Source organism: Peribacillus sp. (assembly GCF_059453735.1).
The window spans coordinates 1-1,519 of sequence record NZ_JAZVJO010000436.1 but is presented as its reverse complement, the minus strand read 5'-3'; the positions used below and the strand labels follow the sequence as shown (position 1 = coordinate 1,519).

Here is a 1,519-nt window from a genome sequence, read left to right as displayed (position 1 = left end):
TCAGTAGGGTTATCATCATTCTTTTTTTACTGGTTAATTTCCCAGACTGTTCTTGGTGCTAGGTTGCAAAACAGTGGGGGTTTCTTAACTGATCTGAGGTTTCAAGCTTGGCAAGCGGCTGTGGTGGGATTTTTTGAAAATCCATTTGGCGGGAAAATAACAATTTTACCTCTAACGTATGTACACAATATGTGGCTGGATGTTGGTCATGAAGCAGGGATTATCCCAATGCTTTTACTATCAGCTATCGCTGTGGGATCTTTATATAAATTTATTGTTATATTAAAGAGTGAAGCACCTAGCGATATTAAAGTAATTTTTAGTGGTTTCTTTGTAGCTTTTTTTGTCACATTTTCACTAGAACCGATTATGGAGGGATGGTATTACTATTTCAACATCTTTTGTCTTGTTGTAGGGATTCTATCAAAAGAAACATCAACTATAACGAAGATTAATATAAAAACACAAGCTGGTTTAGTGAATAAAAATACTAAATATTTAATAGCTGGAACTCTATCTTGTTCAATAGCTGTTATCGTCATGATAATGTCACTTGTTGTTTTATAAGTTATTTGAAGCATATTCGGAACAAACTGCGCGGAGTTGAAAAGATAAAACGACTAGATATTAACTTTTTTGACAATTTTTACTTTTATTGCTTTACCTCCCGAAAAAAGGTATGATATGGTAGAGACAGGTAGAGAGGACTAGCTATCCTTTCGTCAACGCACCGATGGGCGTACCTGTCTCTTTTATATTGAGTCAGGAGCGACCATAAAGCGAATATACCTTCCATCGGAGGAAAAGAAATGAATACTGTATACGCTGGAGAACAATTGTTGTCCGAAGTTGTCGTGACCCTTTTTGACTTGTTGCCCGGGATTGATGCAAGTAAAGTGAAAAACACTTTGTCTAAGATCATCTCAAAGTATGACATTACCATCTCGCCAGAAAAAGTAGTGAAATCAGATATTCCTGAAAAGATAGACATCTTTATCGCATCAAAGCGAGTTGAAGGTTTAGGTGAAGTGACCCTTGAGGGGTATAGGAGAGAATTGAATCTTTTTCATAGAAAGGTTGATAAGATTGTTGTGGATATAACTGCAGCAGACATCCGAGTTTACCTGGGTGAGTTGACCGGACTTAAAAAGAGTACAATCGGCAAAAAACTTGATGTGCTTAGGTCCTTCTTTGGATTTTTAAGTTCTGAGGAATATATCCACCGGGATCCGACGAAAAAGGTAAAGACTCCTAAAGCGGATAAACGAATGCCCAAAGCGCTCAACATTGAAGAGTTGGAGATGCTTCGAGAAGGTTGTAAAACACCGCGTCAAAGAGCATTGCTTGAAGTCATGTATGCAACAGGCTGCCGACTCAGTGAAGTAAGTAAGCTGAACCGAGATGATGTCAATACCCAAACCATGTCCAGTAAGGTATTTGGTAAAGGACGGAAAGAGAGAACGGTGTATCTTAGTTTCCGGGCCCTATACCATCTGAAAAAATACCTGAAGACAAGAAG

General features: G+C 38.3%; 1 protein-coding gene and 1 pseudogene. Both read left to right on the top strand.

Going from position 1 to position 1,519, the window contains the following annotated elements:
• A pseudogene (locus AC52RT_RS14330) lies at positions 1–567 on the top strand (hypothetical protein); the annotation flags it as partial.
• A gap of 242 nt (positions 568–809) precedes the next feature.
• A partial coding sequence (locus tag AC52RT_RS14325; RefSeq protein ID WP_495541367.1) for a tyrosine-type recombinase/integrase occupies positions 810–1,519 on the top strand: 710 nt, incomplete at its 3' end.